This is a genomic window from Nostoc sp. LEGE 12447, from assembly GCF_015206985.1.
In the GTDB taxonomy this organism is placed as follows: domain Bacteria; phylum Cyanobacteriota; class Cyanobacteriia; order Cyanobacteriales; family Nostocaceae; genus Nostoc.
Genome location: NZ_JADEXT010000025.1, coordinates 86388 through 113265 on the forward strand (window position 1 = coordinate 86388; position 26878 = coordinate 113265).

General features: G+C 41.0%; 25 protein-coding genes and 2 pseudogenes. 15 read left to right on the plus strand and 12 right to left on the minus strand.

The genetic code is table 11. The features are described from left to right. The first annotated feature begins 10 nt into the window (after window positions 1-10). On the plus strand, window positions 11-1672 hold the full coding sequence (locus tag IQ274_RS23060) for a hypothetical protein (RefSeq protein WP_228058309.1): 1662 nt from the start codon (window positions 11-13) through the stop codon (window positions 1670-1672). Window positions 1673-1693: 21 nt separating this feature from the next. Beyond that, complete coding sequence (locus IQ274_RS36685; RefSeq protein WP_228058310.1) at window positions 1694-2458, plus strand: AAA family ATPase; 765 nt, start codon at window positions 1694-1696, stop codon at window positions 2456-2458. A gap of 7 nt (window positions 2459-2465) precedes the next feature. Here the strand turns inward: IQ274_RS36685 and IQ274_RS23065 are convergent, their stop codons facing one another. Together IQ274_RS23065 and IQ274_RS36690 are read right to left on the minus strand one after the other, a co-directional pair. Next, entirely contained in the window at window positions 2466-2651 is a 186-nt protein-coding gene (locus IQ274_RS23065) for a hypothetical protein (RefSeq protein ID WP_194143522.1), read from the minus strand. Between the two features lie 10 nt (window positions 2652-2661). Beyond that, a pseudogene (locus tag IQ274_RS36690) lies at window positions 2662-2877 on the minus strand (ABC transporter substrate-binding protein); the annotation flags it as partial. Window positions 2878-2945: 68 nt separating this feature from the next. Here IQ274_RS36690 and IQ274_RS23070 point away from each other — a divergent pair. Next, window positions 2946-3191, plus strand: a complete 246-nt coding sequence (locus IQ274_RS23070) for a type II toxin-antitoxin system Phd/YefM family antitoxin (protein ID WP_228058311.1) — start codon at window positions 2946-2948, stop codon at window positions 3189-3191. Next, window positions 3188-3580, plus strand: a complete 393-nt coding sequence (locus IQ274_RS23075; protein WP_163928686.1) for a PIN domain-containing protein — start codon at window positions 3188-3190, stop codon at window positions 3578-3580. Before IQ274_RS23070 ends, IQ274_RS23075 begins: the two co-directional genes overlap by 4 nt. A 16-nt stretch (window positions 3581-3596) precedes the next feature. On the opposite strand, the gene IQ274_RS23080 is transcribed toward IQ274_RS23075, so the two are convergent. After that, on the minus strand, window positions 3597-4817 hold the full coding sequence (locus tag IQ274_RS23080; protein ID WP_194143536.1) for an ABC transporter substrate-binding protein: 1221 nt from the start codon (window positions 4815-4817) through the stop codon (window positions 3597-3599). Between the two features lie 200 nt (window positions 4818-5017). Here IQ274_RS23080 and IQ274_RS23085 point away from each other — a divergent pair, with 200 nt between their 5' ends. Continuing rightward, on the plus strand, window positions 5018-6439 hold the full coding sequence (locus tag IQ274_RS23085) for an MFS transporter (RefSeq protein ID WP_194143523.1): 1422 nt from the start codon (window positions 5018-5020) through the stop codon (window positions 6437-6439). Between the two features lie 70 nt (window positions 6440-6509). On the opposite strand, the gene accD is transcribed toward IQ274_RS23085, so the two are convergent. The 4 genes from accD to leuB form a co-directional block, all read right to left on the minus strand. Further along, on the minus strand, window positions 6510-7460 hold the full coding sequence (accD, locus tag IQ274_RS23090) for an acetyl-CoA carboxylase, carboxyltransferase subunit beta (RefSeq protein ID WP_163935465.1): 951 nt from the start codon (window positions 7458-7460) through the stop codon (window positions 6510-6512). A gap of 528 nt (window positions 7461-7988) precedes the next feature. Further along, window positions 7989-8879, minus strand: a complete 891-nt coding sequence (locus IQ274_RS23095) for a prepilin peptidase (protein ID WP_194143524.1) — start codon at window positions 8877-8879, stop codon at window positions 7989-7991. 225 nt (window positions 8880-9104) lie between these two features. Continuing rightward, entirely contained in the window at window positions 9105-9365 is a 261-nt protein-coding gene (locus IQ274_RS36695) for a hypothetical protein (protein WP_012409327.1), read from the minus strand. Window positions 9366-9455: 90 nt separating this feature from the next. Beyond that, a complete protein-coding gene (gene leuB, locus IQ274_RS23100; RefSeq protein WP_194143525.1) occupies window positions 9456-10544 on the minus strand; it encodes a 3-isopropylmalate dehydrogenase in 1089 nt (362 codons plus the stop codon). 249 nt (window positions 10545-10793) lie between these two features. On the opposite strand from leuB, the gene IQ274_RS23105 reads away from it, so the two are divergent. Next, entirely contained in the window at window positions 10794-11648 is an 855-nt protein-coding gene (locus IQ274_RS23105) for a mechanosensitive ion channel family protein (RefSeq protein ID WP_194143526.1), read from the plus strand. Window positions 11649-11749: 101 nt separating this feature from the next. On the opposite strand, the gene IQ274_RS23110 is transcribed toward IQ274_RS23105, so the two are convergent. After that, window positions 11750-12358 (minus strand): hypothetical protein, encoded by a 609-nt coding sequence (locus IQ274_RS23110; protein WP_194143527.1) that lies wholly within the window; start codon window positions 12356-12358, stop codon window positions 11750-11752. A 232-nt stretch (window positions 12359-12590) separates the two neighbouring features. Between IQ274_RS23110 and IQ274_RS23115 the strand changes: the two genes are divergently transcribed. The 7 genes from IQ274_RS23115 to IQ274_RS23145 all read left to right on the plus strand — a co-directional run bounded on the left by IQ274_RS23115 (window position 12591) and on the right by IQ274_RS23145 (window position 19979). Beyond that, window positions 12591-13541: an ABC transporter ATP-binding protein gene (locus IQ274_RS23115; RefSeq protein ID WP_194143537.1), complete on the plus strand. Its 951-nt coding sequence runs from the start codon at window positions 12591-12593 to the stop codon at window positions 13539-13541. A 44-nt stretch (window positions 13542-13585) separates the two neighbouring features. After that, window positions 13586-15355, plus strand: coding sequence for an ABC transporter permease subunit (locus IQ274_RS23120; RefSeq protein WP_194143528.1), 1770 nt, complete (start codon window positions 13586-13588; stop codon window positions 15353-15355). A 103-nt stretch (window positions 15356-15458) separates the two neighbouring features. After that, window positions 15459-15941 carry a pentapeptide repeat-containing protein gene (locus IQ274_RS23125; RefSeq protein WP_194143529.1) on the plus strand — a complete coding sequence of 161 codons (483 nt, stop codon included), beginning with the start codon at window positions 15459-15461 and terminating at the stop codon, window positions 15939-15941. Between the two features lie 65 nt (window positions 15942-16006). Beyond that, window positions 16007-17170 carry a formate-dependent phosphoribosylglycinamide formyltransferase gene (purT, locus tag IQ274_RS23130; protein WP_194143530.1) on the plus strand — a complete coding sequence of 388 codons (1164 nt, stop codon included), beginning with the start codon at window positions 16007-16009 and terminating at the stop codon, window positions 17168-17170. A 131-nt stretch (window positions 17171-17301) separates the two neighbouring features. Then, the gene (gene cysK, locus IQ274_RS23135; protein WP_163935480.1) at window positions 17302-18264 is read left to right on the plus strand and encodes a cysteine synthase A; all 963 of its coding nucleotides are present in this window, start codon (window positions 17302-17304) and stop codon (window positions 18262-18264) included. Between the two features lie 15 nt (window positions 18265-18279). After that, the gene (locus IQ274_RS23140; protein ID WP_114083757.1) at window positions 18280-18981 is read left to right on the plus strand and encodes a J domain-containing protein; all 702 of its coding nucleotides are present in this window, start codon (window positions 18280-18282) and stop codon (window positions 18979-18981) included. A gap of 125 nt (window positions 18982-19106) precedes the next feature. Beyond that, window positions 19107-19979, plus strand: coding sequence for a 6-carboxytetrahydropterin synthase (locus tag IQ274_RS23145; RefSeq protein ID WP_163935486.1), 873 nt, complete (start codon window positions 19107-19109; stop codon window positions 19977-19979). Window positions 19980-20180: 201 nt separating this feature from the next. On the opposite strand, the gene IQ274_RS23150 is transcribed toward IQ274_RS23145, so the two are convergent. Genes IQ274_RS23150 through IQ274_RS23160 form a run of 3 tightly spaced genes read right to left on the minus strand, consistent with a single transcriptional unit; the run spans window position 20181 to window position 22653 of the window. After that, window positions 20181-20738, minus strand: coding sequence for a Uma2 family endonuclease (locus tag IQ274_RS23150; RefSeq protein WP_194143531.1), 558 nt, complete (start codon window positions 20736-20738; stop codon window positions 20181-20183). 33 nt (window positions 20739-20771) lie between these two features. Further along, a complete protein-coding gene (locus tag IQ274_RS23155; RefSeq protein ID WP_194143532.1) occupies window positions 20772-21740 on the minus strand; it encodes a PrsW family intramembrane metalloprotease in 969 nt (322 codons plus the stop codon). Further along, window positions 21733-22653 (minus strand): class I SAM-dependent methyltransferase, encoded by a 921-nt coding sequence (locus IQ274_RS23160; RefSeq protein WP_194143533.1) that lies wholly within the window; start codon window positions 22651-22653, stop codon window positions 21733-21735. The genes IQ274_RS23155 and IQ274_RS23160 overlap by 8 nt, the downstream gene beginning before the upstream one ends. A 255-nt stretch (window positions 22654-22908) precedes the next feature. On the opposite strand from IQ274_RS23160, the gene mscL reads away from it, so the two are divergent. Next, window positions 22909-23340: a large conductance mechanosensitive channel protein MscL gene (gene mscL / locus IQ274_RS23165; RefSeq protein ID WP_194143534.1), complete on the plus strand. Its 432-nt coding sequence runs from the start codon at window positions 22909-22911 to the stop codon at window positions 23338-23340. Window positions 23341-23426: 86 nt separating this feature from the next. On the opposite strand, the gene IQ274_RS23170 is transcribed toward mscL, so the two are convergent. Further along, window positions 23427-25106: a DUF3352 domain-containing protein gene (locus tag IQ274_RS23170; protein ID WP_194143535.1), complete on the minus strand. Its 1680-nt coding sequence runs from the start codon at window positions 25104-25106 to the stop codon at window positions 23427-23429. Window positions 25107-25659: 553 nt separating this feature from the next. Between IQ274_RS23170 and IQ274_RS23175 the strand changes: the two are divergent. Next, a pseudogene (locus tag IQ274_RS23175) lies at window positions 25660-26754 on the plus strand (M1 family metallopeptidase); the annotation flags it as partial. Window positions 26755-26878 lie beyond the last annotated feature (124 nt).

Genomic DNA, 26878 nt, shown 5'->3' on the forward strand with positions numbered 1-26878 from the left:
AGGACACAAAATGTCATATACAGCCTACTTACGTTCGATTAAAAGTGAACTTCAGAGAACTGATAAAACTCAAAAAAGCCTACGGGTAAAAACTATCATAGAACAGTTTGGCTACCAGCGTAGAAGTCAATCATTCATAGATAATTTTAATACTGCTCTTGATGAATTGGGACTTTGTGCAAATCCTTGCTTAGATTTGTATATTCCATTAGATACAAAAATTGCTATTTCTATTAAAGGTGTAGAAGCAATCAATAAAGTAGCTGAATCGGAATCAATTTCAGTCAAACTACAGGAGGCAATTTCAGTCAAACATGATTTTTTTTACTACTTGTTTGATTTTGGCTCTGAACAAGAATATGAACGATTCCAAGCATGTTTAGATTCTCATCAGCCAGTAGGTATTTTTTTGATTCCCCAAGTAGAAGATTTCTTCTCTGATATTGTGGTCAAAATCTTTAATTATGAATTAATTAGAAAATATCAATACGGGGGATATAGTAGTACCCCCAAAGCTGCTACTAGAAAAATTCCTACAAGTCTTGCTTCAGATCAAGATTGTGATGATGAACAAGAAAATTCTATTTCTGATGCTAGCATTTTTCAGTTTTATCGCTCAACTATGACCAGTATTATACTTGGTAATACTGGTTTAGAGTTGCTTGATTCGGAAAAGTTCGATCAGCAGTTTGAACAGATATCTCTATCTGCCAATAAATATAATTCTGAACAGTTTTTTATATTATTTCATTGTCCATCAGTATTAGAAATCCAAGCTCATCAGCAAGAAGATGCTTTAGGATACTTGGTAGATAGAGTTGCGAGTAAAATTCCTTTTACTTTTACTCTCAGATGTAAATACCCAAATGAAGCCTCTCTTGAGCATAAAGAAGAAGTATATGCTCATTTTCGTCTCCTACTGGAACTTCCATATTATCAAATAGAGGAAGATGATGCATCTTTGCGAGATTACTTTGTAGATTTGCAAAAAGCTCAAATACAGGCAGAATCACAGTTATTATTGAAGATAAAACCAGAACATTTTTACAGTCTAAAGTGGCAACAGGAAAGTAAAGAATATATTTATCTCAAGTATTTTGCTATTAAAACCTTAGAAAATCTAGGATATGAATTATCTAATATTGGCTGTGAAGTTGAGTTGACTTCTAGGGATGAAGAAACACCAGATGAAGATACATCAGATGAAGATGGAGAGTATCAAAGCGAAATTATAGAAGTCTATGTAAAAAATCAGGTAGTGGTTGAGATAGAAACTTTCAAATATCAAGAGTTTCAGGATAACAATCTCTTTTTAGATCCCCTTAAAAGAGTTTTGAGTAAATCAAAAGTATGGCCAAATAATTTAGAAAGTCTTTGGTTGGTAATTCCCGGTTTTGAGATTGCCCGCAACTATTACCAATTAAAAAAGGCTAAGGAAATATTAGAATATAAGTTATCTGGATATTATGGCGATCGCTTCCAGGTTGTAATCATGGCTCCTGATTATGAAAAACACCAATTAGTCCCAGTATCATTTGATTCTATTGAATATCCATCTTTTGGGTATGGGGTTAAAAAACCTAGTTTATTACAGACATATCCAGTTACTAATCGCGTTAAAGAATTTAAGCTTGATTTTAACCAAGTAAAAGGTTTAAACGAAGAAAAATAAAAACTAAATAAACTCCTCAAGTTGCAATCTAAGGGACACAAGGGTTCAATTGGTGGAATTCTTTTCTATGGATTACCTGGATGTGGTAAAACTCTACTGGCAAATGCTTTTGCTAATGAGTCTGGCAGATATTTCTTTAAATTCTCTCCTGCTGATATTGTCAGTGTTTGGATAGGTCAAAGTCAAAAAAATATTCGAGATATCTTTGCTCAAGCTAAGAAAAAAGCTCCTTCCGTCTTATTTATTGATGAGTTAGACAGTATTGGGTTTAATCGTAACGAAGACAACGCCCACACAGACCAAAAAGCAACTATTAATCAATTACTCATAGAACTAAATAATCTTCAAAATAGTGACGTAATTGTGATAGCTGCTACTAATTATTTGAGTGGTATAGACAGTGCTTTGAAACGTTCTGGTAGATTGGATTGGAAGATTCCTATCTTTCCACCGTCTCAAATAGAAAGAATAGAGCTATTCATACACTACCTGTCAAAAATTGATATGAATCAGCTAGTTAACTTTGAAATGCTGGCAGAGAAAAGTATAAAGTTTACGTCATCAGATATCGAGTTAGTTTGTCGGGAAGTTAAAAATGCTATTCTTCTAGAAGAAATAAGTTCAGCTTTAACAACTTCAGATGTGATTACTTACATCAATAATCTCCAAGATGGTGGTTTAAGTCTAAATCAAGAACAAGTCAAGGAATTTGTAGAAGAGTGTAAAAGAATGAGTGTGAAGAATCCTAAGCTAGAAACTCTTAAATTAGAATGGGCTTTATATTAGCAATAGCTCAATAAAATGGTGATCGCTCTCGTGCCTGTATTCTGATAGAACTACTAACCGAAGCAAACATAGATATCCGCAAAGGCATTGAACCAAAACTTTTTGCAGAAGAACGCCGTTTGCGATCGCAAATCAATGCTAAGGAAAAATTCTTACTCCAAGATGATGATAAATCTGGGGGCTTGCACTGCATAGATTTTCAGTCAATCCATCGCCTTAATCTGCTGATTAGCTTCATTCTCTGCCTTCATCATCGCCTGCTTTAATGGTTGTTGCCCCAACAAGGTGCTGACAAACTGGTTCTCAAAGTTATTGACGATGCCTACGGCGGGCTACGCCTACGCACTTGGATATTTCCCCACCTGCCACGGTGTAGCATAATCCACTCCCGCCACTAATGGCGATCTCAGTAGGTCTTGTCTTGGTCATAGCCGATAAATATTGAGCAATAGTTCATGCTATGCCCTATTAAAATATGACTATAGTCATGACTATGGTTATTATGAAATCAATTTCCAAAAGTAAACTCAAATCTCAACTTCTTGAGTTCTTACGACTTGTAGAGTCAGAGGGAGAAGAAATTATAGTTACCGATCGCGGTAAGCCAGTCGTGAAAATTTCCAAATACGCGCAAACACCTTCAACAGAGGAGTTATTTGGAGAAATGCGCGGTAAAGTGAAGTACTTTGAGGATTTAACTACACCAACAACTGAGGAATGGCCACAATTGTGAAGATAGTCCTTGACACTTGTGCCTTAATCTGGTGGAGTTTAGATCCAGCCAGACTTTCTGAACAAGCCAAAGAAGCGTGCGACTACATGGAAAGGGATAAAAATGGTCTTGTTCCGTCTATCGCTATATGGGAAATTGCTTTAAAAATCAAAAATAAAAAACTAGATTTAGGAGTCAATCTTAACGAGTATGTAGTAACGCTGAAAAAGTCTAGTACTGTTCAGATTGTACCCATTGATGAAAATATTTGGATGGAAAGTGCCAATTTAGAATGGGGTCATCGAGATCCAGTAGATCGAGTTGTCGTTGCACTAGCCAGAAGTAATCAAGCTGCAATAATTACATCTGATAAAGAGATAGCAAACTTCTACCCAGAAGTGATTTGGTGAAGGTAAGAAAGATTGTTTAATCCATCGCTTTAATTTGCTGATTAGCTTCATTCTCTGCCTTCATCATCGCCTGCTTTAATGGTTGTTGCCCCAACAAGGCGCTGACAAACTGGTTCTCAAAGTTATTCACGATCGCACCTGGATATTTCCCCACCTGCCACGGTGTAGCATAATCCACTCCTGCCACTAATGGCGATCGCAGTGCGTCTTGGTCATAGCCCAAATTCTTGGCCACTGATTTACGTGTTGGCAAAGCAAACCCTGTTCCTGTCCACTTCTGCATTCCTTCTTTACCAGTGAGATAGGAAATCAACTCCCAGGCTTCGGCTTTGTGCTGTGCAAGATTATTCATCACGTAGGCAACTGTAAAGACCATCGTGCCTTTTTTGCCGTTAATCGTAGGCACTGGTGCGGTAGCAAACTCTACTTGGGGAAAGGTTTCAGTTAAATAAGGAATTGCCCAGTTACCCTCAATCACCATTGCCACTTTACTTTGACCAAACATTTCACTACCTGAGTTTGTCCCTACATCAGATTTTTGGGCAGAGGAACGGTCTTTTTGATACTGGTCTACTACTAACTCTAAACCCTTTAAACCTGCCTCACTCGCAAAGGTAGCAGAACCATTTTGATCGATGAGCTGCCCACCAAAGGCTTTAATTTTATAAGCCTGACGTGCTAATTCAGGAATTTCCCCAAATCCGTATTTGTTAAGTTTGCCTGTCAATTGTTTCGAGTAGTTACGTAATTCATCCCAAGTAGTCGGTGGATTACTCAATCCTGCGGCAGCAAATGCTTTTTTGTTATAAAACAGGGCAAGGGTGGAATAGTCTTTGGGAAGACCATAAATATGATTCTGATATTTGAAACTATCGAGTAGGGTATCTTCAAAATCCGTTAGGTCAAATTCGGGGGTAATGTAACTTTCTAACGGTTCTAGGACATTCTGACTCATCAAGAAAGGAGCTTCTAGCGCATCGAGATAAAAGACATCTGGTGCAGCTTCCCCAACTAAACGAGTTTTGATTACATCCATGTATTGGTCGGAAATTACCTCATATTTGACCTTAATAGTTGGATGTTGTACCTCAAATTCTTGCAATACCTGTCTCAAGAGTTTTTGCTCAACAGGAGAACCTCCCCAGCCACTAAGTTTGATACTAACTGCGGTAGATGCTAACGGTTTGCTTGGTAATTGTAGACTTTGACAAGCAATAATAGCGATCGTGATCGCCATTACCAATCCCAAAAAATTAAACAATCTTTGTTTGATCACTTGTACCTTCTGTTACTAAGGAGTGATATTTACTTATCCAAAATTTTTGTTGAAAATTGCAAGCTAGAATAACGAAAACTTATTAAAAATGCTAATAAAAGCATACTGAGTTCTTCGACAACCGGATTTATGTCAGGATGCTTTACTCATAAACATACATTATGGATTCCGTTCAGGTTGAAACAACTACGCCACTGACTCTGGAAATTCCCCAGATTTCCTTACCACCAACAGCACTTTCTCCAACCTCTCGAATTCCCAAGGATGCGATTCGCACAAGTTTAAAAGCCTCCACTGCGGATTCTGTCTTAGCGGCGGTTTACTCTCTTGGAACTGGCGGGATTTTACTCAGCAATTTCTTGGTGGAATTGGGTGCTAGTCCAGTAGTATTTGGGATGCTTTGCTCTATCCCCATGTTGGTCAATCTGATTCAGCCGTTGGGTGCTTACTTATCTGAACGTAGCACCAGCCGCTTTCAATATTCTCTTCGGACACACGGAATTGGTCGGCTGCTATGGCTGGCTCTAGTAATCGGTATTGTAGGCGTAAGTTTGGGAGCAATCAATACTCACCAATTAGTAATATTGACGCTTTTGATTGTCCTATTCAGCAATCTTTTAGGAGGACTAGGAACCGCATCGTGGCTCAGTTGGGTTGCAATGATAGTTCCCCGGCGATTGCGAGGCAGGTATTTTGGGACACGCAATAGTGCCGCTAATCTCACCAATTTAGTTTGCGTACCAATGGCTGGTTTAGCTGTATCACATTGGTATGGTGGAACTCTACAAGGCTATGGGGTGGTTCTGCTAATAAGTATTGTGTTGGGAATTGCGGGATTGGGGTGTCAGTATTTCCAAGTGGATATGGATCCCAGATCGCAAAATACTTATTATGGCAATTCAACTCAAATAAGTGAGATTCAGCCAGAGGTTAGAAAAGATGAATCTTCTGAAGTCGTTCAATCAATTCATCCACCACAAAACCAGTTAACTCACAGTGTTTGGAAAAACTCTAACTTTTTAAGATTTCTGTTGTATTTCAGCTTCTGGAATCTTGCTGTTAACCTCAGCAGTCCTTTTTTCAACCTCTATATGCTGGACACGCTGGATTTAGATGTCAGTTACGTGACTATCTACAACAGCCTTCAGGCGGGGGCAACTTTGCTAATGCTTATTTTGTGGGGAAAATTAGCAGACAAGATAGGCAATCGTCCCATCCTCATCTGTATTGGCATTTTGGTTGCAGCTACACCACTACTATGGCTAGGAATTGGTGCTAATCGCCTTGATATTTGGTTGTGGCTACCTCTGTTACACATCTTGGCTGGAGGTACTTGGGCAGCAATTGATTTGTGTAGTAACAATATACAATTGGCGATCGCACCAATTAAAAATCAGTCTATCTATTTTGCGATCGCAGCTGCCGTCGCTGGAGGGAGTGGTGCTTTAGGCGCAACTATAGGCAGCTTCATCGTCCAATTTGCTCAGTTTGGAGGTTTGCTAGGGTTGTTTGCCCTCTCTAGCCTATTTCGACTAGCAGCACTTGTTCCACTCGTTTTTGTCAAAGAGCCGGAGAGAGGATGAGGGAGCAGGGGAGCAGGGGAGCAGGGGAGAAGAATTAATAACCAATGCCCAATTCCCCATTCCCCATATTCTATTCTGCGGCGGTAGAAGTTAAGGACATTGTTTCCCACAACACCATGTGAGGTGGTGTTAGTACAGGCTGGTGTAGAGCAATCAGCTGGGCTAGGGTGGTCTTTAATTGAGTACGGGGTACGATATCGTCAACAAAACCATGCTGGAGCAAATCTTCAGCAGTCTGAAAATTTTCGGGGAGTTTTTCTCGTAGGGTTTGCTCAATCACTCGCCGACCGGCAAAACCAATGGTTGCTTTGGGTTCTGCCAAAATGATATCGCCCAACATTGCAAAACTTGCGGTAACGCCGCCCGTTGTGGGATTGGTCAAAACGGGAATATATAATAGTCGCGCGTCTTTATGACGTTGTAGGGCTGCGGAAATTTTCGCCATCTGCATCAAGGAGAGCATTCCTTCTTGCATTCTCGCGCCGCCAGAGGTGCAGATAATTACTACAGGATAACGCCGTTGAGTGGCTTGCTCAATCATCCGGGTGAGTTTTTCTCCCACAACCGAACCCATACTACCACCCATGAAGCGGAAATCCATAACCCCAAGGGCAATGGGCAAACCATTGATTTGACCTAAACCAGTGTTAACTGCGTCTATTAAGCCAATTTTATCTTGTGTTTCCCGCAGGCGATCGCTGTAGAGTTTGCGATCGCGAAATTCTAGCGGATCGGTTGGACGTAAATGCTCGTCTAGAGGTTTCCAGGTATTATTATCTATCAATTGGCGAATGCGCTCATCGCTATCTACACGATTATGATGACCACATTCGATACAAACCATTTGATTGGCTTTCAGGTCTTTTGTGTATGCCAATACACCACACTTGGAACATTTGTGCCACAATCCATCAGCAATTTCACGTTCTTGGCGCTCAAGGCTGGTAGATCCTGATTTCCGTCGATTTGCAAACCAATCAAATAGAGACTTTAAACCACGCGATTCTTCGTTGTTAGCCATTTTTTATTTTATTTTAAGTGGGTATGAGGTCGAAAACATGTCAAACCGTATTGGGTTGTCCTTAGTCATGAGTCATTTTTTTTTACTAATGACTAATTACTACATCGTCAAACTACGCTTTTAAGCAATTCAGACCTTAATTTTCATCTTTGGTTGCCAGCTTAACGAAAATACTTATACCAATACAAGTCTCCTGCTCTTTATTTTCAGCAGACTTAATTATATTGACGTACTGACAAAGCCATGAGAATACCAACCTCCAAATAAGATGCTCTCCCTCTCCCACCCAAATCAATGATTCGTATTGCTAGGTTATGAACGATCGGCATCTGCTGCAATAGTTGTGCTTGCTAACGGTTAATCGTCATCAAGAGGGTAATACAAGTCACAAGCAGAATCTTATCAAAACATGAAGGGGCGATGGGGTAATGTTGGTTACAGTCACGAATTATAAATTTTTCTTATGAAAGGGCATTCGATATGGGTTACTCCCCTTATCCCCCTTCTCTCCATACTCGCGACTGCAATTCAAGACGCTGGAAAAAATAACCGCAGATAGGTAGACAAAATTGCTTCGCCGCTAAACAGGGTAATCAGAGATCCTAAAGCGAGAAAAGGGCCAAAAGGCATTTTTTGTCCTAACCTGTGTGTCGATGTCTGTTCATTAGCGGCTTCTCTACCAGACGCTGTGCGTAGCTTGCTTCGACCTAGGAGTATCCGTTTATGCATAATAACACCACTGCCAATTAAGGCTCCCAGCGCACAGGCAATAAAACTAGCTAAAAGCAAATATTTCCAGCCTAACCAGGCTCCCATCATGGCTGCTAACTTGGCATCACCTGCGCCCATTGCAGTTTTCCCAAAGGCAATTGAACCCAATACGGCGATCGCATCAAATAGCCATAAGCCCAAGACTGCACCTACTATGGCCATCATAAGGTGATTTACCAATGCGACAGAACTTCCTTCTGGTAGATAACCAACCACCATTTGGAATAAAATTCCTACCACTAAACCAGACTGAGTAAGTGGATTAGGTAAGGTCATTGTATCCAGGTCAATCAGCGATAGTGCCAATAACCAACTACAAAAAGCCCAATAGCCTATTGTGAAAGTCGAAACTTGAAATACTAAAAAAACCCCTAAAAAAATTATGCCCGTCACCCCTTCTACCACGGGATAACGGACAGAAATTTTGCTTTTGCAATATCGACACCGCCCTCTTAATGAAATCCAGCCAAATACTGGCACATTGTCGTAAGCTTTTAGCTGGTTTAAGCATTTAGGACAACGAGAAGGCGGCCAAAGAATTGACAACCCAGCAGGTAGCCGATAAACAATAACGTTGAGAAAACTGCCAATAGATGCACCCAAAGCAAAGACTATTACACTCGCTGAAATAGCGAACAAAATGTCCATACAGTCATTAGTCCTTTGTCATTAGTTCTGTGTCATTTGTGCTTTGTCATTTGTGCTTTGTCAATAACTAATACTTCTCTGCGAGACGCTACGCGTAGCTTGCTTCCACGAAGTGGTTCGGCTTCGCGGTAGTTGAGCGCAGTCGAAACTCAGTACAAGTGACCAATGACCAATGACCAATGACCAATGACTAATGACTAATGACTAATGACTAATGACTAATGACTAATAGATGTGTGATTCAATTTGACTTAAGGGTACAAAACACTCTTGAGGTAAAAGAACTGGTTGGTTAGTAAAAATAACCTTACCTCGATGATTAACACGATTAATTGCTACACCGGAAGGTTGCCCCGCGATTTCGGGATGAACTTCACAGTGAGTATAGTATATCTGCCCAGCAGCTCTGATTACAGCAGGATCAATCAAAGGGGATTGGTTCTTTGGGGCGGTGAAATTTACTGGATTCTGTCGTAATGCGTACACTATCGACTGTTATTTGATTGCTAGATTTCCCTTTAGTCTACCCGAAACTTATAGCAAAGGTTGCCAAATTGCCCAAGTTGCTCTACAAAATTATTTTTGTTCAAGAGCCTTAATGAGTGAGTCTCCCATAGCACGGCAACCAAGCAGGTTTTTTCCTGGAGAAATTATATCCCCAGTGCGATCGCCTTGTTCTAAAACTTGGAATACAGCTTGTTCGATGTGATCTGCCGCTTTTGGTTGATCTAAGGCGTAGCGTAGCATCATCGCCGCACTCAAAACCTGTGCCAGAGGATTGGCCTTATCCTGTCCAGCAATATCTGGGGCTGAACCATGAACTGGTTCAAACACACCAGGCCCAGAAGCACCCAAACTCGCTGAGGGTAACATCCCAATACTACCGGTAAGCATGGCAGCAGCATCAGAGAGAATATCGCCAAACAAATTGCCTGTAACAATTGTGTCGAACTGCTTAGGAGCGCGTACTAACTGCATAGCAGCATTATCTACATATAAATGAGAGAGTTCGATATCTGGATATTCTGTACTAAGTTGGGTGATGCGATCGCGCCACAGCTGAGATACTTCTAATACGTTCGCCTTATCCACCGAACAAAGTTTTCCGCCGCGTTTTCTAGCTGCATCAAAGGCTACTCGCCCAATGCGCTCAATTTCTGATTCGGTGTAAACCATTGTATTTACACCGCGCTTCTCACCCGTTTCTGTGGCAAAAATCCCTTTAGGTTTACCGAAGTAAATCCCACCAGTGAGTTCGCGCACCACCATAATATCCACGCCTTCCACAACTTCGCGTTTCAAGGTTGAGGCATCGATTAGCTGGGGCAAAATTTTTGCTGGACGTAAATTGGCAAATAAGCCCAAACCTGCGCGTAGCCCTAACAAACCTGCTTCTGGGCGTAAATTGGATGGCAGAGAATCCCACTTATAGCCACCAATTGCTGCAAGTAATACAGCATCACTGTTACGACAAGTTTCTAGAGTGGCAGATGGTAGAGGTTCGCCTGTAGCATCAATTGCTGCACCACCAATAAGTGCTTCTTGGAATTCAAACTTCAGATCAAATTGCTTCCCTACGACTTTCAGCACATCTACCGCCACTGCCATAATTTCAGGGCCAATGCCATCGCCGGGGAGTAGAGTTATGCGGTAGTTCTGGGTCATAGCTAATTATTACTAGGTAAATGCTTACAGATTAAATATCATACATAGCAAGTGTACCAATGGAGTTGTTGATTTATTTCTGAGTCGGAGAAGTAATCTGGCAAATATTTTGATACTCAGCAAGTATGAGAACTTCTCTCAAAAACTCAGCTATAGAATCTAAAAATTAAAAAAAACTATCTATAGGAATTTTTTGTTGAAATTAGTTGTATGTTTTTATGTTAATAAACGCAAAGACAAAAATGGGTTATGAATTTTAATCAAATAGGTCAAGTTGCTCTTCAACTGTTAACTCTGTTTGGACTTAAAGTTTTAGGCGCAATTCTTATATGGCTGATTGCTCAACGCTTGATTGATTTTGCATTGAAGCTAGTACGACGTGCTTTCCGAAGCCAACAAATTGACCCGACACTAATTAACTATATTCTGAATATCATTGGTGTGACGCTGAAAATTGTTCTAATTGTGGCAATTCTCGGCTTCTTTGGGGTTGAAACAACTTCTTTTGCCGCATTGTTAGCAGCAGCTGGCATTGCAATTGGTGCAGCATGGGGGGGACTACTAGCAAACTTTGCAGCAGGCGCATTTTTAATTGTTTTTCGACCCTTCAAAGTTGGTGATTTCATCGCAGCTGGAGGTGTCACAGGAACAGTTACAGAACTTGGGCTGTTCACAACTAGTATTAATACACCTGATAATGTATTGACAATTGTTGCCAATAATAAAATCTTTTCTGACAATATCCAGAATTATTCCGCCAATCCTTACCGTCGGGTTGATCTAGTAGCTCAAATCCATCATGATGTTAAACATAACGAAGCGATCGCACTTTTAAAAGCGAAAATTAGCCAAATTCCTAATGTCCTCGAAAATCCAGCGCCGGATGTAGAAATTCAGGATTTCAACTTTGCAGGGCCTGTATTAGCAGTACGTCCTTATTGCAATAATGATCATTACTGGCAGGTTTATTTCGACACTAACAAAGCTATCCGTGAAACCTTTAACGAAGCTGGGTATCCAGTTCCCGAATACCGTTATACAGTTAACGGTTCATCTCCTCATGCAATTAATAATGTCATCCCCCCACTATCTGAAATAACTTGATAGTAGAGCAAAAAGTCAAGGTTGCATTTGTAAAGATTTCTAAATAGCAGAATAAGAATTAATAAGTAGGTAGGGCGTATGCCTTACCTACTTTTGCTAAATTATGACCTATTCCAAACCCTGATAAAGGCAATCACTGAATGTCCGCAAGCATTCATCATTACCCCGTTTACCGTACCACCGATCGCAGATCCGATAAAAGGCATCATTGTTGCTACGTTGACTAAAGTTTTCTCGCCTGCTTTGGAGATTAACTTAATTCCTAAAGCTTTGTTTATCTCAGCAAAAGTTTTACCAGGAATGGACATCAAAGCTTTTTGAATAGCTTGCGATCCTACTTGAGTTCCTAATTGATTAGCCAGTTCAGATACACTAACTCCAGCCGTAGCAGCTAAAACTAGTAGTCGTGCAGATTCGCTGTAAGTGTCAATTTCATGTATGACGAAAAGAGTAGATGCCAGCTTTACTTGGGCATAAAGTGTACTAACAATTTCAAACGGTATCCCGGCTACCCCAACAACACCACTAGCAATTCCATTGCCCACAGACCAAAGTGTTGACTCATATATAGCATGATTTAACATTTGCTCTCTATCACCGCCCCAGCTTGAATCGTTGAGAAATGTTTGCCCCCACTCTCTACCTTCTTCGATCGCACTAACAATATTTTGCCAGATAAAAGGCATATTCATAATCGATTCAAAATCCATACAATTTTTACCTGATTAACTGAAAAGACCTAGAGATTTCTAGCTTTAGTATTCCCAGTAGCAAAACTTAATAATTAGTATTGTTTAAAACTTTAGTGAAAATAGCGGTAAATAATGTCCATGACTAAAAGCACCTTTATATAAAGTCAGTTTCAATTTCCGAAACAAGGCTGACATAAGTTATAGAAAGAGGTTACGTTAAGTGTTAATCACAAGCCGCACCCCAGCAGCGATGGTAAAAGAATTAGCAATTTGCACCCGTGGACTAACTAAGCAATTTGACAGGCACGTTGCTGTTAATGATGTGGATTTAGAAATCCAGGCGGGGGAAGTATATGGACTGATTGGGCCCAATGGCGCGGGTAAAACAACTCTCATCCGCATGTTGGCAACTGCTGAAGAACCAACTACGGGTGAGATTTATATTAATGGCGATCGCCTACTCCGTGATAAGAGTAATCCCAAACTGAAGCGTCGTCTAGGCTACTTACCCGATGACTACCCACTATATGAAGATTTGACAGTCTGGGATTACCTAGATTATTTTGCGCGTCTCTATCGTTTACGAGAACCACGTCGCACTCAACGTCTACATGAAGTTTTAGAACTTATTCAACTTGGAAATAAACGCCACAGCCAGATTTCTACTCTGTCGCGGGGGATGAAACAGCGCTTAAGTTTAGCGCGAACCATTATCCACGAACCGATTTTACTACTACTAGATGAGCCTGTTTCTGGGCTTGACCCCATCGCCAGGGTGCACTTCCGCGAAATCATCAAGGCTTTGCAAGAAGCTGGGATGACTGTAATCATTTCTTCCCACGTTCTCAGCGATTTAGCTGAACTGTGTACATCTGTGGGAATTATGGAACTTGGCTTCTTGGTAGAAAGTACCTCATTACAACAACTTTACCAACGTCTTTCCCACCAGCAAATTGTGATATCCACTCTGGGGAACCTGGAGACACTTTTAAGGGAATTGAAACATCATCATTTAGTAGAAGAGTGGGAGGTGATATCAGGAAAAAATAGCGTGCGGGTGAATTTTTCGGGTAAAGAAGAAGATAGTGCTGAGTTATTGCGATCGCTGATCAAAGCAGATATTCCTCTGACTGATTTTCACTGCACCCAAGAAGACTTAGAAACTATTTTCTTAAAATTAGGTCACAAACAAGCATCTTAATTTACCAACAAATATAACTTCCCATTTTTGGAGAATTTTTTCTGATGATGCCCAATTTTATAGACAAAATCGGCGATTGGAATCCGCAACTATTGCGGGAACTCAAAGGAAGGCTGAAATTTTTTAATGTGGCGATCGCAGTTGCAACATCGTTACTGCTGCAACTAGTAGTTTTTCTATATCAATTACGCGAATTTCCTGACGATCGATACTCGCTAACAAACACATATTGTCGTTTAAGCCAAATATATCAACGGCAACAAAACCAGACTTACCAGCAATCAGATCGATATCAAATTCCTAACTTAAATGATTTAGTCGCAAAAAATATTTGTCCCCAAAATCAAATTGATTGGCAGTTGTGGTGGCGAGATCATTGGGAATATATATTCCTGACTTTGAGTGTAATTTTTGTATTTACACTATTAGTTGCAGGAACTTATTTATTAATCAACGATTTAGCTAAAGAAGAAAGTCGCGGTACATTGAATTTCATCCGTCTTAGTCCCCAATCAGAAACTAGTATATTAACTGGAAAATTACTAGGAGTTCCGAGTTTAGTTTATCTCGTCATCTTAGTTGCAGTTCCTTTACATCTGTTGGCTGGACGTTCTGCCGAAATTGCCTTTAGTTACATTTTGAGTTACTACGCTATTCTTGCTGCTAGCTGTATTTTCTTCTACAGTGCCGCATTGCTATTTGGTTTAATTAGTCGTTTGTTTAGCGGTTTTCAGCCTTGGTTAGGTAGTGGTGCAATATTGCTTTTCTTGTTCACAGTAATGGGGTTTGCATCATCGTCTTCTAGTAACATTTTAAATAACTCAACTGCTTGGATAAGGCTTTTCGCTCCTTGGGATACAATAAATTATCTGTTTCCTAACTTGTTACGTGTATACAATGGTTCTCAATTGAAAAACCTAGAGTTTTTCTATTTACCATTAGGGACAAATGTTGTTATTATTGTTGGTTTTCATTTATTAAATTTGGGATTGTGCAGTTACGGAATCTTACAAGCTCTGAAACGTTCCTTTCGTAATCCTCAAGCCTCAATTATTAGTAAGGGACAAAGTTATGTATTAGTAGCTTTTTGCCAGATAATGATGTGGGGCTTTACCTTACAATCTTGGAACAATGATTCCAACTTTTATGAACAGGTTGGGTCGAATTTAGTTTTTTTGGCAATATACAACTTGGGGTTACTTTTCAGTTTGATTGCCATTCTTTCTCCTCATCGTCAAGATGTACAAGATTGGGCAAGATATCGACATCAAGAAGTTTCTAGCCGCAAGAGTGTTTGGCGGGATCTAATTTTGGCTGAAAAAAGCCCTGCACTTGTAGCGATCGCTATTAATCTGGCAATTGTTACTATCCCTTTGGTAGTCTGGATTTCAATTACATCTGTTTTTGATACAGACTATAGCCAAAATGGGGCAGGTGACAATTTTAACAGCTTAAAATTACTTTCAGCTGTAGCTTTGTCTATCAGCATAATCATGATTTACGCGACCATTGCCCAATTAATACTTTTGCTGAAAACTCCCAAACGTTCTTTCTGGGCAATAGGTACTATAGGTACGGTAACGTTCTTACCACCGATGATTCTAGAATTTCTTGGTATCTCCGCGTGGAAACATCCTACTGTATGGCTGTTTTCAACCTTTCCTTGGTCAGCGCTCCAATATTCTGGGGTGACAACAATTTTTATGGCATTCCTGGCTCAGTTGAGTGTTTTAGCATTGTTAAATTTCCAGTTGACAAAGCAGGTAAGATTAGCAGGTGAATCTGCTACGAAAGCATTGTTAGCAGGACGCTAGGTAAGGCGTTATCCATTAGAACCCCGATTTCTGTGAGAAGTCGGGGTTCTTGTATTAAGGTTAAACTTTTAATTAGCGCAAGTATAGTAATAACCTGACAATCATGCTAAATCTGCCGACTCAAGACCTACGCCATACAGCCATCCAATTTTTAGAACAAAGTCCCCTACAGCGTCTAAAAATTCTTAAGCAACTGGGAATTGCTCGTTATGAGTTTTTAACTAAAATCCGCCTAAATGAAGCAAATATCATCTGTATGATGCGGTTTTTTAAATATCCAAGTCAGCTAAAATTTCCAAATCTGATAGGAGCAGATTTATCTGGCTTAATTTTAGATGATGTAAACTTCATCCGAGGAAATTTGTCTGGAGCAAATCTGCAAGGTAGTAGTTTAGTCAATGCAGACCTCTTATTTGCAAATTTAATGAAAGCCGATTTGAGAAATGCAGATTTACGAGGTGCAACTTTGGATGAGACTATTTGGTTAGAGACTCTAGTAGATAAGTGTCACCTGGGTCTAGGTACTGGTTTAACTCTGCTACAACGTCAAGATTTACAACTGCGCGGGGCTAGATTTAACTCTTGAAAAGACGTTAATTGAAACACAAAAAATTATAAGATTATTGGATCGAGATTGGTCTGGATAAGTTGATGAATATTAAGTTGCCCCAAAAATTGATGCTGCTAGGTTCAGGAGAACTAGGTAAGGAATTTGCGATCGCGGCTCAACGTCTTGGTAATTATGTGATTGCCGTTGACCGCTATCCCAATGCTCCCGCAATGCAAGTCGCTGATGCATCTGAAGTGATTTCTATGCTCAGTGCTGATGATTTAGAAGCTGTAGTGACAAAGCATCGGCCGAATATTATCATACCAGAAATTGAAGCTATTAGAACAGAAAAACTGATCGAATTTGAGCAGCGAGGGATTACAGTTATACCAACTGCGGCTGCTACTAACTATACAATGAACCGCGATAGAATTAGGGAACTAGCGCATCAACAATTGGGCATCAGAACGGCTAAATATGGTTATGCAACAACCCTAGAAGAATTGATGACAGTTTCTGATGAAATTGGGTTTAGTAATGTTGTTAAACCTGTGATGTCATCCTCTGGGAAAGGTCAGTCTGTAGTGCAGGAGAAGAGTGAAGTTGAGAAAGCATGGAATTATGCGATCGCAAATTCTAGAGGAGACAGTCAAAAGGTCATCATAGAAGAATTTATTAATTTTGAAATCGAGATAACATTACTAACAATTAAACAGTGGAATGCACCGACTATTTTCTGTCCTCCGATTGGTCATCGCCAAGAACGAGGAGATTATCAAGAATCGTGGCAACCTGCACTAATTTCTGAAGATAAGATATTAGAATCTCAAGAAATAGCGAGAAAAGTTACTGATGCTTTAGGAGGAGCCGGAATTTTTGGCGTTGAATTTTTCATTACTAAAGATGAAGTGATTTTTTCCGAACTTTCTCCCAGACCGCACGATACGGGAATGGTGACATTAATCTCACAAAATCTCAATGAATTTGAACTACATCTAAGAGCAATTTTAGGTTTGCCAATTCCTCATATAGAACAGCTAGGAGCCTCAGCTAGTGCGGTAATTTTAGCTTCGGAAAAATCTAATTCTATTGGTTTTACAGGCGTAGCCGATGCTTTGTCAGAAAAAGATGTGGATATTAGATTATTTGGTAAACCTAATGCTCATCCATATCGACGAATGGGAGTATCTTTAGCCAAGGGTCTGAATATCGAAGAGGCTAGGGAAAAAGCTACTAAAGCCGCAAGTAAAATCACAATTATTTAATCATCATCTGATGAGTGCCTAAATCAAAGGTGATGCTCTGCTTCCGAAGCTAGTTCCGACGCAATGACAAATGACCAATGACAAATGACCAATGACAAATGACAAATGACAAATGACAAAGGACTATAATTATGCGAATTGCTCGTAACATTACAGAACTTGTTGGTCGTACTCCCCTAGTGCAGTTGAACCGCATTCCTCAAACAGAAGGATGTGTTGCGGAAATTGTGGTGAAACTAGAAAGTCTCAACCCATCGGCATCAGTCAAAGACCGGATTGGGGTGAGTATGATTAACGCCGCCGAAGAGGAGGGGCTGATTACTCCTGAGAAGACAATATTAGTAGAACCCACTTCTGGAAATACAGGAATTGCCCTAGCAATGACAGCAGCAGCTAAGGGTTATCGATTAATTTTGACAATGCCAGAGACCATGAGTGGTGAGCGTCGGGCAATGTTGCGGGCTTATGGAGCAGAACTGGAACTAACGCCAGGTATGGAAGGCATGAGTGGGGCAATTAGACGAGCGCAGCAAATAGTTAATAGTACGCCAAATACCTATATGTTGCAGCAGTTCCGGAATCCAGCTAATGCTAAAGTGCATCGAGAAACTACAGCTCTTGAAATTTGGGAAGATACTGATGGACAAGTAGATATAGTTGTGGCGGGTGTGGGCACTGGTGGTACGATCACTGGGGTAGCAGAAGTGATTAAAGCACGCAAACCTAGTTCTAAAGCGATCGCAGTTGAACCAGCCAATAGCCCAGTTTTATCTGGGGGACAGCCAGGTCCACACAAAATCCAAGGAATTGGCGCTGGGTTTATTCCTCAAGTTCTCAAGATAAAATTGATAGATGAAGTGATTACCATCACCGATGACGAAGCGATCGCTTATAGTCGGCGTTTAGCAAAAGAAGAAGGGCTATTATCTGGTATTTCCAGTGGAGCCGCTTTATGTGCAGCAATTCGCGTTGCTCAACGTGAAGAAAACAAAGGGCGTTTAATTGTGATGATTCAACCCAGCTTTGGTGAGAGGTATTTGAGTACACCGTTGTTCCAAGACCTGGAGGCAAAGTTGCCCGCTAGCGTTGGTTAACGATACATTGAATTAATGGTCAATTCTAAGCACGTTTCTAACCATTACGAAACTCTCAAAGTTAGTCCAAGTGCAAGCCTTGCGGAGATTAAGCAAGCTTATCGCCGCTTGGTTAAGTTGTTTCATCCTGACAGTAATCAGGACACAGCCGATCGCGATCAGATTATTCTCATCAATGCAGCTTATGAAATCTTAGGTGATAACCATAATCGCCGCAATTATGACCAACAACTACAAAATGATTCTCAAAAATTAAATAGCGATCGCCAACAGCGTACAGCATCGGCGCAAAAGCATTACCAGACAAAACGAAAAACCGGACGGGAAGCTGACGAGCAAGTTGAAGAATGGCTGCGTCGAGTTTATCAACCAGTCAATCATCTACTTGATGGTATTCTCTATTCTCTAGAGGAGCAAATAGAGCAATTAGCCGCCGATCCTTTTGATGATGAGTTGTTAGATGAATTTCAGGAATACTTACAAGCCTGTCGAGATGACCTCAAGCAGGCACAAATTATTTTTCGCTCTCTGCCAAATCCCTCTACTTTAGCAGGAACTGCGGCTAACCTCTATTACAGCCTCAATCAAGTAGCAGATGGGCTTGACGAGTTGGCTTATTTTCCTTTGAACTACGATGAGCGTTATTTACACACAGGCCAAGAACTATTCCGCATAGCGACAAGATTACATTGCGAGGCACAAGCGTCTGTTATATAGTCGTTGGGCATTGGGCATGGTCAAATAACAAATGACTAATGACGAATGACTACTGACAAACAAATTAGTTTATGCTGGAAACAGAAAAAGATTAAGAAATTTTAAATTCTGCTCATAGTGTACTCATGCAATGTATTGTTAATCGCCGCGCCCAGTTTTCGGCAAGTCATCGCTATTGGTTGCCAGAACTGAGTGAAGCCGAGAATATTGAAAAATTTGGTGCTTGCTCTAAATTTCCTGGACACGGACATAACTATGTCTTATTTATCTCCCTTGCCGGGGAATTGGATAAGTATGGTATGGTGCTGAACTTGTCTGATGTCAAACACGTAATCAAACGAGAAGTTACCAGTCAATTGGATTTCTCTTATATCAACGATGCGTGGACAGAATTTCAACAAACTCTGCCCACCACTGAGAATATTGCCCGGATTATCTGGCAGAGGTTAGCACCGCATTTGCCTTTAGTGCGTGTGCAGTTATTTGAACATCCTGAACTTTGGGCAGATTATATAGGAAACGCAATGGAAGCATACCTCACTATCAGTACTCACTTTAGCGCCGCCCATCGGCTAGCTCATCCTCATCTCAGTAACGAAGAAAACACTGAGATTTATGGGAAGTGTGCCCGTCCCCACGGTCATGGACACAACTATCATCTAGAAGTCACCGTCAAAGGGGAAATTGACCCACGCACCGGTATGATTGTCGATTTAGGGGGTTTGAATCAAGTGATAGAAGATTATGTGGTTGAACCATTCGATCACACTTTTTTAAATAAAGATATCCCCTACTTTGCCGAAATTGTGCCCACTGCTGAGAATATAGCACTTTACATTAGTAATTTATTGCGATCGCCCATTCAAGAATTGGGAGCTAAACTTCACAAAGTGAAACTGATTGAAAGTCCTAATAACTCCTGCGAAATCTACTGCACGGAGTCAGAATCAGATTCAGTCACCGCAGATGTGAATCAGCCAATATTAGCACGGGTTTAGCTAATTGAAAATTTAGGCATAGGACATTTTTAATAATTACGAATTACGAATTACGAATTACGAATTATTAAAAATCGCCCTTTCAAAGTGATTCTTAAAATTTATTTTATTCTCTTCGTTCTCTGCGGTTTAAAAGTTATTTATTTAACCGCAGAGGCACAGAGAACACAGAGTAAAGAAGATAATCGAAAGAATCCAAGCCTAAAAAAGTTTATTGACTAAGCAGGTGAAACCAGGTAGCAAAGGACTTGTCAACTCATCTTGACTAAATAGAGTAGCTGCTAACTTTAATGCAGCCTGTTCGCGTCGATAAACCTCAACTTTCTTCTGTATAGAATCGCAAATCCAATACTCCTGAACCCCTTGCACCGAATACAGCTTTAGCTTTGTTTCCCTGTCACGTTTCTCATTTTTTTCACCGGGAGATAAAACTTCTATTACTAACTCTGGTGCGCCGGTGAGGTGTCCAGCTTCATCTAGCAAGTATTTTAAGCGTTCATGACTTGCCCACACCACATCAGGGATCACATTGTCAGAATCTGAGAAAATGATTCCAGGTGCGATCGCAGCTTTACCTAAACCAGTTTCATCTGACCAAATCTTAAGAACGGTAGCAATATTTACGCAGCTTGCCTGATGATCCCAACTAGGTGATTTAGTCACAAATAGTTCTCCATCAATAATCTCATAGCGATTTCTGCGATCGCCAGCGAATAACTCTAGGTCATCTGTCGTCCAACGCACTGGAGTTGTTTGCATAGAAACCCCCTAGCATTTTCTTAAATCATACTTTTAAAAATACCGACGGCGGGCGGAATGTCGCAAATAGCGATAAATGCCCCAAGCTAAAACTCCAAAAAAGAGATTTAGCAAAAAGCGACTAAATATAAACCACAAAATATAACTATCAAAAAGCTTGGACGGATTCAAAGGAATAATTTTATTGGCTAAGAGAAACAGCCCAAAAATAGCATTTCCACCCAGCACGAGGGCAAAAAGCACTAAACCCCTCTGCCAGTAACGTCGCTGGGGTGTACGTTCTGAAATCAGGGTAATTACAGGTTTACCTTGCACTTTTCGCAGTAATTGTTCTAATCGCCAAAACATCCACAAGAGAAACGGAAATAAACCATAATTAAGGAAACATAGCGCTGGTGAGTAACTGCAAGCACTAGATAGAATATTAACTAGGGCATGACAAATCACAGAATTCAGCCAAGCCCGAAAAATGAACTTCCTGTCTTGATGTAACCGATTTTTAGACGAAATATACATTCCCAAGGCATATCCCCAAGGCGCAGAGAACATGGCATGGACTGGCGTGCTAATAGTACGCCCAAGAATTGATCCTGTATTGTGAAAAAGATAAATCCAGTTCTCTTCGGCGGTAAATCCAAGGGCAACGGCTATGGTGAAGAGGAAAACAGTTGAGGGAAGTAATCGATACGTGCGTTGCAAATAATAGGTTGGTACAACAACCCCTGCTAACTTGAAGCCTTCTTCAATTGAACCTACTTCCACAAGCTGCCGCAAGATTGCACCAGGGAGCGATCGCTTGATCCGTTCCCAGTCTATAACCCAATTGGCTACAGTTTCAAAATTCCATTCAAGTCTAAGGGCTAAAAGACCAGATATTGCCCCGATGCCAAAGAACATCAGTAACTTTAACAGAGGTGGGGCAAATGGTACTCGATAGTAGTAGTAGCCTAGCAGCAGCAAGGGTGGTATTGCTGACCACAGCAGTAGAGAAAAATCAACCACTCACCTGAGCAATTACTGTGCGGTGACGATGGGTATTGTTGGTGATAGTGGGAGTTTGGAAACCTGCTTCAACAAAAGCTTGCTCAATGTCCAAAGCAAAATATTCATCTAAATATGGTTCAGTACTTTTGAGCAAAGTCAAAATGTAGGCTGGCATTTTCTGGTAAACTTCAGACTTGGGATTCATATCCATGATTGCCAAGTAGCCACCGGGACGTAGCACGCGCCGTATTTCAGCAAAAATTTGTCGGGTTGCTGACTGCGGTAATTCGTGACACATCAAGAAAATTGAGACTAAATCAAATGAGGCATCTGGTAGCCCAGTAGATTCAGCTTGGGCATGAAGCCAATTAATTTTAGCTTGGCGTTGCCCAGCGCGGTAATTGGCAACGGCTAAGAAATAGGGAGATAAATCCAAGCCTGTGATTTTGGCATGAGGATAAATTTCTTGCATGGTAAATGTACTCAAACCCACACCACAGGCCAAATCTAGGATTTCTTGGGGTTGATTGGGGATTTGCACTTTGAGGATATCGTGGTAACTTTGGCGCAGTCTAGCATCTCCTTCTGCTCCAGCATCCTGCCAAATTCCGGCATGGACAGTACGAGCAGCAACTTCTAGCTCCCAAGCGGCTTTCCAACTGAGGTCTCCGTCTTCGTAGGCATGGAATGGCCGCAAATAGTATTCTGGGTAGGAAAGCTCAGGATTTTGTACTTGAGCTAGATCAGCCTTCCAATCACGCGCTTGTAGTGTTTCGACTTCTTGCGTCCAAGGTACGCCAATTCTCTCCGCACGTTTAATCATCATTTGACGGGCTTGATGTTTCGCTAGGTTGGCTAAAGGCTTGATTGCCAGTACGCCATTTACTAAGCGGGAAGCGAAGCTAGGAGTAGTTTTTGCAGTAGCAGTCATAAATTAATTTGCGTTCACAGCTTTTTTACTTATGACATAATTGCTGGACGGCAGTCTAGAAATGAATTGAATTATATAACGATGTCATGGAATTTTGATATGGAAAATTTTGGTGTGATTTGTTTTTCCAGAGAATCACACTGTTCTCCAATTTATACACTTCATTGAAGATTGACAAAATCTATCTCAACAGAGAGGGAAAAAAGTTGAGCGCCATATAAAAAAAGACTACAGCTAACTTATTGAGTCTCAAGTATGGCAAGAGCAAGAAGAGCAAGTGGCTTTTTAAGGGATTTTCAAGAATTTGCTTTCAAAGGCAATGTAATTGACTTAGCGATCGCAGTCATCATCGGTACTGCCTTCAGCCGGGTTATCACCTCCTTTGTTGAGGCTGTGATTATGCCATTGATTAACCCTTTGATTGGCGTGACTGGCAAAGAATGGAGAACTATCACTATAGGCCCAGGAATTGCGATCGGTCAATTTCTTGGCGCAATCATTGACTTTTTAACCATTGCCTTAATTTTATTTGTAGCAATTCGCGCCTTACAAAAATTGAAGAGGCAAGAGGATGTTCCCGTAGAATCCCCACCATCAGACGCTAATGTTATGGCTCAGGAAAGGCTGACTGCGGCGTTGGATAGACTGAGCCAGACATTGGAATCTCGGAATAATCAAGTTTTGTAAGTGGGAGCAAGGGGAGTAAAAGGGAAAGAGGTTATTTTTAATTCTCCCCCTTGTTCCTCGCCCCTCTGCCCCTTGTGCCCAATCCCCTATTTTGCAGAAGGCTTGAGAGCTAACAACATCTCTAATTCACTGGTGGATTTATCGGGGCTATTAGCAGTAAAGCCAAGACCACGAATGGAATTGAGGATGGTGATGGTATTGGCATCAGATGAAATTAAACTATTGACCAGGGGCACAGTTTTAGTTTTATCCATATCCAGGTAGAAATAGCCGCCGTTGGGCTTTTGCAAAGAACCAGTAACGGCTTTGAAAGCGTCGCTATTATTAAGAGATTGATTCTTACGATCGCTGATTGCGTCAGCAATTGGGCCACCAAGAGCCACAAATACAGTATCTTGATCCAGCCAACCATGCGCCAATAAAGCTCCCTGCTTGGGGATTTGCCATTCAGTTACGTCTTTACCACTGATATTTCTATTGGCGATGTTGATTTGTTGTACTTTGGCCAAATTATCCAATTTTGTCAAGGTGGCTTCGGCTGTTTTGCGATCGCTAGTGTCAAATACTAAAGCACCTCCAAAACCAACACTTGCTAACACTCCTTGATTGGATGGAATAGCACCAAAGGCAAATTCCCCATTCATCCAACCAAAAATATCCTTATCCAGGTCAATATTGGCAATTTTCACTTGTCCTCGTGCTTGTTCCAGGGCCTGCTTCATTTCTGGATAATCTTTTGACTGTTCTACTAAGGTTTGCCAGCCACGGCTGATGCCATTTCCGCTAATCAGAGCAAAGGTATCAGTAGGAAATTGCCCGACTATATTTCCCGGACTTGATTGATACTGAAATTTATTCAGCTGTGGATCTAAATTAGCGATCGCTTTTACCCGCACTCCCGCATCATCAACACCAACACCCGCTACCACAGATTTTATCTGCTTCAGTTGCGCTAAGGCTTGTGGAGGTAACTGTTTTGCTTGCTGACTTCCGGCAGTTAACTGCTGTACCATACCTGCATAGTCTGGTACATAAATTTGGGCGAGGCTATTTTTAACATCCACTCCTTTGCTGAGAATGCTACTTGCACCTTCTTTACTGGCAAAAGAAGACTGTCCCTTAAAGGTGTCAATTGCTTTTTCTACAGCTTGCTTTTCGGGGGCTAATATCAAGTGACTATTATTTAAAACTACGCTATATGTCGGCTTGCCATTTTCTGTAGTTTCAAGAATTTTTTGACCTTGGTAGTCAGATTCCTGGGATTTCACCCCTTTTTGTGACTTCAATTTGTTAGCAAAATTCAAGGCACTGATTTTATCCTTGATTCCCACTACTACCAGGATATTTGATTCCTGCTGTAAATTTGTTGGTACATTAGGTGCCCCGGAGGGCACTTTTAACTGTGCCGGTTTCACAGAATTTGGTGGTAGTACAGCAATCATCACACCACCAACCCAAGGCTTTATGTCTTTTTCATAAGAAACGTTACCGTCACTGAACATTTGCTTATTGAAATCTTCCAGACCTTTTGCCACTAACTTTTGTGCTTCTGGAGTGCCAAATTGCTGTAACTTTGCCCAAGCTTGAGGGTCAGTAGTAATATAAGTTGCCATCAATGCTGTTGAAGGTACTAATTTAGCACTGCCGAGAGCGTCTGAGCTACTTCCTGATGGGCCTTTCAAATACATATAAGCCGCGATACTTCCTGCTACAACGAGAGCAGCACCAACCGCAGGAATGAAAAACTTTGATTTACTTTCGGGCATTTTATTATCCTCTTTTGCTCAGATTGTCACCGAGATTTATACAAGTGTCACTGTAGAGTTTTCGGATTTATTAATAATTTCCGCTCATCGATCGGTATTTACTGATAAAATTAGTAGTCCTATAAGCTAGCAGTCTCAAATAATTACCCTAAAAAAGACTCCCAGGGAATGAGGAGCGAATCCGCAAATGATATGCTGTTCATCTCAAATAAAATAGCCTGCTCAACAGCAGCAAGTTATCCTAAGTTATAAGAACAATTAGGAGTATTTGTACTTAATGAGAATCTATCGAGGTGCAAGAGACACTTGACTCGATGACAAAAAAGTGCAAAACATCAGTAAAAGGAAATGCGGGAGGGATATGGAAAAAAGTCCCAGGATCGACAATCGATCTTCGGAAACTTGGTTGAGATTAATTTCAATCCTCCAATCCCCAATGGGAATCTTAACCCCCATATTGCCCTATTGATTTGGGAAATACAGATACCGCTATTTTGCTTAATTACATCTAGCCAAGCCAGACTTTTCAGGATTACAAGGTCAGTAAGGATCAATGTCGAAGTCTTATTTTGATACAGATAATAACGGACACAAACCTTTTGAGTTACCGGGAGCAAGACCACACTACAATCCCGATCGCCCCGGACAGGTGGAGCATATTTTTCTCGATCTCAGCTTAGATATCCCTAAGCAGAGCTATCAGGGCAGTTGTAGCATTCGCCTCTTGCCAATCCGTAATGGCATTGACCGTTTGACTTTGGATGCTGTCAACCTGAATATCGAGTCTGTGCAGGTGGACGATGTGCCACAAAATTTTGACTACGACGGGGAACAGCTTTCTATCCAACTTTCTGAGACGACTCAGATTGGTAAACGCTTGCTGATTGCGATCGCCTACTCGGTGGAAAAACCGCAACGCGGCATTTATTTTATCCAACCAGATAAGCACTATCCAAACAAGCCTACTCAAGTTTGGACTCAGGGAGAAGACGAAGACTCTCGCTTTTGGTTCCCCTGCTTTGACTATCCAGGACAATTGTCTACTTCAGAAATTCGCGTTCGTGTCCCCAACCCCCTCGTAGCGATTTCCAACGGCGAACTGATTGACACCACAGAAGATGGTGATTATAAAATCTACCATTGGTTACAGCAACAAGTTCATCCTACCTACTTGATGACTTTGGCAGTAGGTGACTTTGCCGAAATTCAGGATGAGTGGAAGGGTAAACCAGTTACCTACTACGTAGAAAAGGGGCGGGAGGAAGATGCTAAACGCAGCATGGGCAAAACTCCCCAGATGATCGAATTTTTGAGCCAAAAGTATGGTTATCCATATCCTTTCCCGAAATATGCCCAGGTTTGTGTAGATGACTTCATCTTTGGCGGGATGGAAAACACCTCCACAACCTTGTTAACAGATAGATGTTTGCTGGATGAACGCGCCGCTTTAGATAACCGCAACACCGAAAGTTTAGTCGTCCACGAACTCGCCCACCAGTGGTTTGGTGATTTGGTGGTGATTAAGCATTGGTCTCATGCTTGGATTAAGGAAGGAATGGCTTCCTATTCTGAGGTGATGTGGACAGAACAGGAATATAGTCTAGAAGAAGCAGCTTACTATCGTTTTTTAGAAGCTCGTCGTTATATCTGACTTTTCCCGTTAAGTCTTGAAAGGCTTACTAATAAAGGATTTAAGAAACAGCACCGCAAATACGGTAAAGTAATTGCAATCGAGTGCTAAAGGTGACAAGCAATGCTGGACTGGTGGGAGA

What these genes read in the sequence shown, in the direction of transcription:
- IQ274_RS23170 (WP_194143535.1), bottom strand. Translation starts at nt 25,106, where the DNA reads ATGCCCGAAAGTAAATCAAAGTTTTTCATTCCTGCGGTTGGTGCTGCT.
- cysK (WP_163935480.1), top strand. Translation starts at nt 17,302, where the DNA reads ATGCGAATTGCTCGTAACATTACAGAACTTGTTGGTCGTACTCCCCTA.
- IQ274_RS23145 (WP_163935486.1), top strand. Translation starts at nt 19,107, where the DNA reads ATGCAATGTATTGTTAATCGCCGCGCCCAGTTTTCGGCAAGTCATCGC.
- IQ274_RS23160 (WP_194143533.1), bottom strand. Translation starts at nt 22,653, where the DNA reads ATGACTGCTACTGCAAAAACTACTCCTAGCTTCGCTTCCCGCTTAGTA.
- IQ274_RS23150 (WP_194143531.1), bottom strand. Translation starts at nt 20,738, where the DNA reads ATGCAAACAACTCCAGTGCGTTGGACGACAGATGACCTAGAGTTATTC.
- IQ274_RS23095 (WP_194143524.1), bottom strand. Translation starts at nt 8,879, where the DNA reads ATGGACATTTTGTTCGCTATTTCAGCGAGTGTAATAGTCTTTGCTTTG.
- IQ274_RS23140 (WP_114083757.1), top strand. Translation starts at nt 18,280, where the DNA reads ATGGTCAATTCTAAGCACGTTTCTAACCATTACGAAACTCTCAAAGTT.
- IQ274_RS23085 (WP_194143523.1), top strand. Translation starts at nt 5,018, where the DNA reads ATGGATTCCGTTCAGGTTGAAACAACTACGCCACTGACTCTGGAAATT.
- IQ274_RS23065 (WP_194143522.1), bottom strand. Translation starts at nt 2,651, where the DNA reads ATGCAGTGCAAGCCCCCAGATTTATCATCATCTTGGAGTAAGAATTTT.
- IQ274_RS23080 (WP_194143536.1), bottom strand. Translation starts at nt 4,817, where the DNA reads ATGGCGATCACGATCGCTATTATTGCTTGTCAAAGTCTACAATTACCA.
- IQ274_RS23105 (WP_194143526.1), top strand. Translation starts at nt 10,794, where the DNA reads ATGAATTTTAATCAAATAGGTCAAGTTGCTCTTCAACTGTTAACTCTG.
- mscL (WP_194143534.1), top strand. Translation starts at nt 22,909, where the DNA reads ATGGCAAGAGCAAGAAGAGCAAGTGGCTTTTTAAGGGATTTTCAAGAA.
- accD (WP_163935465.1), bottom strand. Translation starts at nt 7,460, where the DNA reads ATGGCTAACAACGAAGAATCGCGTGGTTTAAAGTCTCTATTTGATTGG.
- IQ274_RS23070 (WP_228058311.1), top strand. Translation starts at nt 2,946, where the DNA reads ATGACTATGGTTATTATGAAATCAATTTCCAAAAGTAAACTCAAATCT.
- IQ274_RS23120 (WP_194143528.1), top strand. Translation starts at nt 13,586, where the DNA reads ATGATGCCCAATTTTATAGACAAAATCGGCGATTGGAATCCGCAACTA.
- purT (WP_194143530.1), top strand. Translation starts at nt 16,007, where the DNA reads ATGAATATTAAGTTGCCCCAAAAATTGATGCTGCTAGGTTCAGGAGAA.
- IQ274_RS23125 (WP_194143529.1), top strand. Translation starts at nt 15,459, where the DNA reads ATGCTAAATCTGCCGACTCAAGACCTACGCCATACAGCCATCCAATTT.
- IQ274_RS23110 (WP_194143527.1), bottom strand. Translation starts at nt 12,358, where the DNA reads ATGGATTTTGAATCGATTATGAATATGCCTTTTATCTGGCAAAATATT.
- leuB (WP_194143525.1), bottom strand. Translation starts at nt 10,544, where the DNA reads ATGACCCAGAACTACCGCATAACTCTACTCCCCGGCGATGGCATTGGC.
- IQ274_RS23060 (WP_228058309.1), top strand. Translation starts at nt 11, where the DNA reads ATGTCATATACAGCCTACTTACGTTCGATTAAAAGTGAACTTCAGAGA.
- IQ274_RS23115 (WP_194143537.1), top strand. Translation starts at nt 12,591, where the DNA reads ATGGTAAAAGAATTAGCAATTTGCACCCGTGGACTAACTAAGCAATTT.